The organism is Bacteroides sp. RTP31139st1_H2_RTP31139_211217, from assembly GCF_040227615.1.
GTDB lineage: Bacteria > Bacteroidota > Bacteroidia > Bacteroidales > Bacteroidaceae > Bacteroides > Bacteroides uniformis.
The window spans coordinates 1-6934 of record NZ_JBCNZM010000076.1; the positions used below are offsets into that span (position 1 = coordinate 1).

The 6934-nt window shown below is 45.2% G+C and carries 8 protein-coding genes; 2 read left to right on the top strand and 6 right to left on the bottom strand.

Annotation, left to right across the window (positions count from 1 at the left end; all coding sequences use genetic code 11):
• Positions 1-658: PEP/pyruvate-binding domain-containing protein (locus tag ABUA47_RS13510; protein ID WP_349831663.1), on the bottom strand; the 658-nt coding region annotated here is incomplete at its 3' end.
• A 203-nt stretch (positions 659-861) separates the two neighbouring features.
• Between ABUA47_RS13510 and rlmD the strand changes: the two genes are divergently transcribed.
• Both rlmD and ABUA47_RS13520 read left to right on the top strand, forming a co-directional pair.
• Positions 862-2283, top strand: coding sequence for a 23S rRNA (uracil(1939)-C(5))-methyltransferase RlmD (rlmD, locus tag ABUA47_RS13515; RefSeq protein ID WP_008663284.1), 1422 nt, complete (start codon positions 862-864; stop codon positions 2281-2283).
• A gap of 60 nt (positions 2284-2343) precedes the next feature.
• The gene (locus tag ABUA47_RS13520) at positions 2344-3255 is read left to right on the top strand and encodes an RluA family pseudouridine synthase (protein WP_035448307.1); all 912 of its coding nucleotides are present in this window, start codon (positions 2344-2346) and stop codon (positions 3253-3255) included.
• Positions 3256-3320: 65 nt separating this feature from the next.
• Here ABUA47_RS13520 and ABUA47_RS13525 read toward each other — a convergent pair whose 3' ends face one another.
• The 5 genes from ABUA47_RS13525 to ABUA47_RS13545 all read right to left on the bottom strand — a co-directional run bounded on the left by ABUA47_RS13525 (position 3321) and on the right by ABUA47_RS13545 (position 6699).
• A complete protein-coding gene (locus ABUA47_RS13525) occupies positions 3321-3734 on the bottom strand; it encodes a hypothetical protein (RefSeq protein ID WP_008663282.1) in 414 nt (137 codons plus the stop codon).
• Positions 3735-3744: 10 nt separating this feature from the next.
• Positions 3745-4179 carry a hypothetical protein gene (locus ABUA47_RS13530; protein ID WP_005828348.1) on the bottom strand — a complete coding sequence of 145 codons (435 nt, stop codon included), beginning with the start codon at positions 4177-4179 and terminating at the stop codon, positions 3745-3747.
• 57 nt (positions 4180-4236) lie between these two features.
• On the bottom strand, positions 4237-5379 hold the full coding sequence (gene araJ, locus ABUA47_RS13535; RefSeq protein ID WP_009036955.1) for an MFS transporter AraJ: 1143 nt from the start codon (positions 5377-5379) through the stop codon (positions 4237-4239).
• Positions 5380-5483: 104 nt separating this feature from the next.
• Entirely contained in the window at positions 5484-6353 is an 870-nt protein-coding gene (locus ABUA47_RS13540; protein WP_035449249.1) for an aldose 1-epimerase family protein, read from the bottom strand.
• A gap of 16 nt (positions 6354-6369) precedes the next feature.
• Positions 6370-6699 carry a PAS domain-containing protein gene (locus tag ABUA47_RS13545; RefSeq protein WP_035448305.1) on the bottom strand — a complete coding sequence of 110 codons (330 nt, stop codon included), beginning with the start codon at positions 6697-6699 and terminating at the stop codon, positions 6370-6372.
• Positions 6700-6934 lie beyond the last annotated feature (235 nt).

The window sequence follows — 6934 nt, forward strand, 5'->3', positions numbered from 1 at the left end:
AAACGGCACCCCACAACTGCTCGTAGGCACAAGTCGGGAAGTCTTTTCCGGTTTGTTCTTTCACCGCAGCCTTGAACTTCTTCACGAGTTCCTTAAGGTCTTCCACCTCAAGCTCGTTATCCAGCTTCACGCCTTTAGCATGTTTCACCTCTTCTATAATAGCCTCGAACGGGTCTACATCTTCCTTGTTCACCGGTTTCATGCCCAGCACCACGTCGCCATACATCTGCACGAAACGACGGTAAGAGTCCCATGCAAAGCGTGCATTGCCCGTCTTGCGCGTCAGGCCTTCCACCACTTCGTCATTCAAGCCAAGATTCAGGATAGTGTCCATCATGCCCGGCATGGAAGCGCGCGCACCCGAACGTACGGAAACCAGCAACGGATTCTCCACATCACCGAATTTGGAACGCATCAGTGTTTCCACATGGGCAATGGCTTGTTCAACTTCATTCTTCAACAGAGCAACGACTTTATCCTGCCCCATTTCATAATATTCCGTACAAACTTCTGTCGTTATTGTAAAGCCCGGAGGAACCGGAACCCCTATAAGGTTCATTTCTGCAAGGTTAGCACCTTTCCCACCCAAAAGGTTTCTCATATCGGCCTTTCCTTCTGCCTGGCCGTTACCAAAGGTATAAACTCTTTTTTTGTCCATAATATAAATTTAAAGTTTTTGATAGTGATTTCTCTTTTCTGCTCGCAAATCTAAGTATATTTCGCAGACTAGAAAACTTTTTCAGAAAAAACTTTATGCTAAAATGCAATTTCGACATTGCAATCTTTAATATTTCATTTCATAGAGAGAAATCCCGAAAAAATGTCTATTTTTGCCGAAGAATTTATTAGATTGGTGTAAAAGTGGCAAGAAAGAGAAAAGAACTTCCCCTACTGGAGAAGGTGACAATTACGGATGTGGCTGCCGAAGGAAAAGCCATCGCAAAAGTCAATGATTTGGTGATTTTCGTACCATATGTCGTCCCCGGCGATGTAGTTGACCTGCAAATTAAGAGAAAAAAGCATCATTATGCTGAAGCCGAGGCTGTGAAATTCCATGAATATTCGGCAGTACGGGCAGTTCCATTCTGCCAACATTATGGTGTATGCGGCGGTTGTAAATGGCAGGTTCTCCCCTATTCCGAGCAAATCAAGTATAAGCAAAAACAAGTAACGGACAACCTCACCCGCATCGGCAAAATCGAATTGCCGGAAATCTCTCCGATATTAGGTTCAGAAAAAACTCAGTTCTACCGGAATAAACTGGAGTACACTTTTTCCAACAAACGTTGGCTGACGACAGAAGAGGTTCAGCAGAATGTAGTGTACGAACAGATGAATGCCGTAGGCTTCCATATTCCCAATGCTTTCGATAAAGTGCTTGCCATAGAAAAGTGCTGGTTGCAGGACGATATATCCAACCGCATCCGCAATGCGGTACGCGACTATGCCTACCAGCACAACTATTCCTTCATCAACCTGCGTACGCATGAAGGAATGCTACGCAATATGATTGTGCGTACCTCTACCACCGGCGAACTGATGGTAATCCTCATCTGCAAGATAGAGAAAGAGGAGGAAATGGCTCTGTTCAAGCAAATGCTGCAATACATAGCAGATACATTCCCCGAAATCACTTCCCTGCTATACATTATTAATAATAAGTGCAACGATACCATCACCGACCTCGAGGTACACACCTTCAAGGGAAAAGACCACATCTTCGAGGAAATGGAGGGACTGCGCTTCAAGGTAGGTCCCAAATCTTTCTATCAGACCAACTCCGAACAAGCCTACAACCTCTACAAAGTAGCACGCAACTTTGCCGGACTGACCGGTAACGAGCTTGTTTATGACCTTTATACCGGCACGGGTACCATTGCCAATTTCGTATCCAAGCACGCACGCCAGGTAATCGGCATAGAATATGTGCCCGAAGCCATTGAAGACGCCAAGGTCAATGCCGAGATTAACGGAATTAAAAACACATTGTTCTTTGCCGGAGATATGAAAGACATGCTGACACAAGACTTCATCAACCAATACGGCCGTCCCGATGTCATCATCACCGACCCTCCCCGTGCCGGAATGCACCAGGATGTAGTGGATGTCATTCTGTTTGCCGAACCCAAACGCATCGTATACGTCAGCTGTAATCCGGCTACGCAGGCGCGCGACCTGCAACTGCTCGATGCGAAATATAAAGTGAAGGCCGTTCAACCGGTAGACATGTTCCCGCACACCCACCATGTGGAAAACGTAGTATTATTGGAATTAAAAGATTGAAAGTCCAAGTAGTTTTCAATCGTAAATTGTAAATTGTCTAATCGTAAATTAAAACCAGTCGTGGCAAAAGAAAAAATTACAGCAAGAGCCCGCACACAATATACGGACTACATGGTGAAGGAACCGATGGAGCTCATGGAGTTTCTGGCAGCTAAAATGCCGGACGCCAGCCGCACCAAGCTGAAATCATTGCTGAGCAAACGCATTATATATGTGGACAGCGTTATCACTACACAATACAATTTTCCCCTGAAACCGGGTATGAAAGTACAAATCAGCCGTGAGAAGGGACGTAAAGAGTTCAACCATAAACTGATGAAGATTGTATACGAGGATGCCTATATCATCGTGATAGAGAAGATGCAGGGTTTGCTGTCCGTCAACACTGACCGGCAAAAGGAACGTACCGCCTATACCATCTTGAATGAATACGTGCAACGCTCGGGCAAGCAGCACCGTGTACACATCGTGCACCGCCTGGACCGTGACACCTCCGGCTTGATGATGTTTGCCAAAGACGAGAAGACCCAACGTACACTACGCGATAACTGGCATGACATTGTAACAGACCGGCGATACGTAGCCGTAGTGGTCGGCGAGATGGAAAAAGATGCAGGAAACGTGGTTTCTTGGTTGACAGACCGCAAGCTGTATGTATATTCAAGTCCGACAGATGACGGGGGACAAGAATCCATTACGCATTACCGTACCATCAAACGAGCCAATGGATACTCTCTCGTTGAACTGAACCTGGAAACGGGACGAAAAAACCAGATACGTGTACACATGCAGGATTTGGGGCATCCCATTATCGGCGACGGACGCTATGGACTGGAAGACGTAAATCCTATCGGACGCTTGGCCCTGCATGCTTTCAAACTCTGTTTCTATCATCCCGTCACGGGAGAGCTGATGCGGTTTGAAACACCTTATCCGGGAGAGTTCAAGAAATTGGTTTTGAAGAATAAGTAAAAAGCTGACATACAATAAAAAACGGAGCAATTGATTTGCTCCGTTTTTTATTGATAAGCATGTCGTCATTGCCGACGCATACGAAAAGGCTGTCCGTGAATATTATCTTGATATTCCCTCCAGCTATTATACCAAGTACCACTGAAAGAATAAGAATCAGCCATGGCTCCTTCAATGTAAGCCATGCTGCCACCATCATAGAATTCCAATTCCATCAGATTGTAAGCCCCACTAACCCAATTCCATCTGAAAAGCAAATAATTCGGGTCGCCATATGAACCAATAGTACCTTGGTTGCGCGCGTTAAAGGTCATAATCGTCCCCCTACCCCAAGTATATGCCCCGAAATCTATTTCTTCAGATGTATACCATTCACCGGGCAGATTATATTCCGTTTCTTCCTCACTATCACATGATGTCAATCCTAATACAAGGACAAACAACAATAACATTTTTGTGTATTTCAACATATTATTCATAAGCCATACTTTATTTATAATTAGCATCTACCATCATAACAACCACTCCATCCAGTTTACCGGATAAATAATGTTCGCGCACCCATACATTATCAAAGTACTTGATTTCACCGGCACCATAATTCAGAGTCAACCCCTCCATAGACTTATCCATCCATTTCCAAGTAAAAGTACGTGAAGTCGTTTCATAGGGACGGGACTCGCCTCCGCGATAATACTCCCAGATTTCCTGTCCAGAATTATCAGCCTTGGCAAACTTCAGCTGATGACTGCATAACACTTCAACTCCATCTTTGTTTTCCGTCTGATATTCTTCTATCCACGTCTTCCCACACAATTTGTCGTCGCTATTCTGCATGGTATAATATACATCATCCCCACAAGACGCCAGCCCAATCGTAAATACACACAACAGCAATATCTTCACATAATTCAAAGTCTTCATAAGTTATCGAGTTTAGTTAATACTTGCGGACAAACATACACAAAAAAAATGAAACACTTAATACTTCGCCTGAAATTTCTTGTAGAAGACAAGGAATAAAATAAATCCCATCAGTGCAAACGGTACGCCTGCCAATGCGGGATAACGGTATCCTCCACTCAAGGCAAGACCTCCGATATAGGCTCCGATAGCATTCCCCAAATTGAAGGCCATCTGCACACAAGCGCCTCCCAACATTTCTCCTCCAGGGGCCACACGAATCATCAACACCTGCTCCGGACTGGAGACGGCAAACAAACCTGCCGTACAGAGTGTCATCAATATTGCCGAACACCACGGATGGGGCGAGAGTAAAAATATCAATAATAAAATAACACATATCATCCCTTGCACCACCGTACCTACCTTTCCCGGAGTGTACCGGTCGGACATGCGCCCACTGACCAGATTGCCGGCAACCATTCCGAATCCTGCCAGTACCATCAGCGCCGTAATGCTTTCCGCACTAAAACCGGAAACCTCAGTCAGCAACGGGGTGATGTAGCTATACCAGCAGAATACGCCACCGTTGCCCAAAGCCGTAGCTCCCAATATGAGCCACGGCGCCGGCTTCTTCAAAAAACGGAACTGTCCTTTAAATCCCGTGTCTTTCAGTCCTTCGACCTGCGGTACCCAACGCCAAATGTAGTACAGTGTTATCAATCCCCAGGCACCTACCAGCAGAAACGTGGCACGCCAAGACAGTGTATGGCTCAACGAAGTACCCAACGGCACCCCAAACAGATTGGCCACAGTCATTCCCGCTATCATAATTGAAACCGCCTCCGAGCTTTTCCCCTTATCAGCCAATTTTCCCGCAACAATGGAAGCCACCCCAAAATAAGCGCCATGAGGAAGTCCGGAAACAAAACGTCCCAACAGCAAGACCCAATAATTGGGTGCCATAGACGCACAAATATTACCCACAATCATTAATGCCATCAAGACCAGCAGAATCTGCTTCAACGGGCGTTTACGGGCCAGGAGCAGCATGGGCGCACCAAAACAAACACCCAACGCATACGCAGAAATGAAATGACCGGCCACGGGAATGCTGATTCCCAAATCAGTAGCCACATAGGGCAAAATACCCATCATCGTAAATTCGGCAATCCCTAGCCCCAATGTGCCGAACGCCAATGCAATAAGACTCTTCTTCATACCTTAAAAAACAACCTATATTTTTTACCGGGCGCAAAGATAATGACATTGCATTCTCCAAATAAAAAGGATACCGAATTATTTTCAGTATCCTTCTTCATTTTTTATCTTATATCAATTGTATACCCACCTTTAAAGACTCCTCCCGGCGCCAAGTGCTGCATACAGTCCTTATCCTTATATTCGCCCTTATAATGGGCACGGTCACAACGCCCGTACCACGGCTCGATGCAGACAAACGGAGCATTCTTGGCCGGAGGCGACCACAACCCCACCACCGGAGTGTCGAAATACAGACTGAGATAGGGCTTCTTCTCCTTATTATATAATGTAACTTCTTTCACTTGACTGTTTTCCAGAATCAGGGCATCTTTATCAAAGGAGTGGATGTCCAAAGGCAGCAGGCCATCTGTCAACTCAAGCAAATATTCCTTATCCGGAGCGGCACATCCTTTCTCGGAGATAAGGATATAGTGCAAACCTTCCGTCTTATCAAAGCCGAAATATCCACGGTCCGTTGTCTCCGTATCATAGTCCGGGTAATAGAAAGCCGGATGGGCCCCTATCTGGAAGTGCATTTCGCGTGTTCCGGTATTGATGACTTTCCAAAGCACCTCAATCTTCTTTCCCTCTATCCGATAGCCTATCTCAAGGCAAAACGGGAAAGGATATTTCTTGCGTGTTTCCTCACTGTCAACCAGTCGATAGCGTACCTCATCTTCCAGTTCAAGCATCAATTCAAAATCCATATCGCGGGCAAAACCGTGTTGCGTCAATGCGTAGGAAACGCCTTCGTGGCGGTATTCATTCTCCCAAACGCTACCTACAATGGGAAAAAGCACCGGAGAATGCCGTTTCCAAAAAGCGGGGTCTGCCTGCCAAAGATATTCTTTTCCATCATGCAAGATACTGCATAACTCGGCCCCATGTGGGGAGACTTTAATTGTCAGTTCTGAATTAGAAAGTGTTTTCATATCATATATCATTTTGTTATTTTCTCATATAGTGTGGCATCTCTCCGGGTATTTCCATCGAAATCTCCACCAGGCCACCGACCACTCCGTCCTGCTTCCATGCCGTCTGATAAATCATTTTCCTGACACCGTTCTTCTCAATGGTGTAGGCATTCACTCCCCCCGTCTCCAGCAGTTCGCGTATCTTGGCTTGCGATTGCGGGTTGTGGCAATCAAAGAGATTCTTGCCTATCAGGTCACCGTGTTTGGCAAACGTACGGCATGCTTTCTCGTTCATATATAGGATGATTCCCTTTGTGTCGCATACAGTTACGGCACAGTTCATTTCATTGGCCCATTCGTACATAATTCTTTATTTTTAATTGGCTATTTTCTATGCACTTGAAATGCATTTACAGAAAACTCTTCAAAGTCAAATGTCCTTTTCTCTATCGAATTATTATTGCATTAATCCTCCTTCTATGAAGAAAACGACTTCATTCAATCGTTCTTTATTCGATTCTTCATCTTTGAAAATAGCTGGAGTAAAGATTATCCTATCTTGAATCAGATTATCTACCAAATCCCACATGACTTCATGG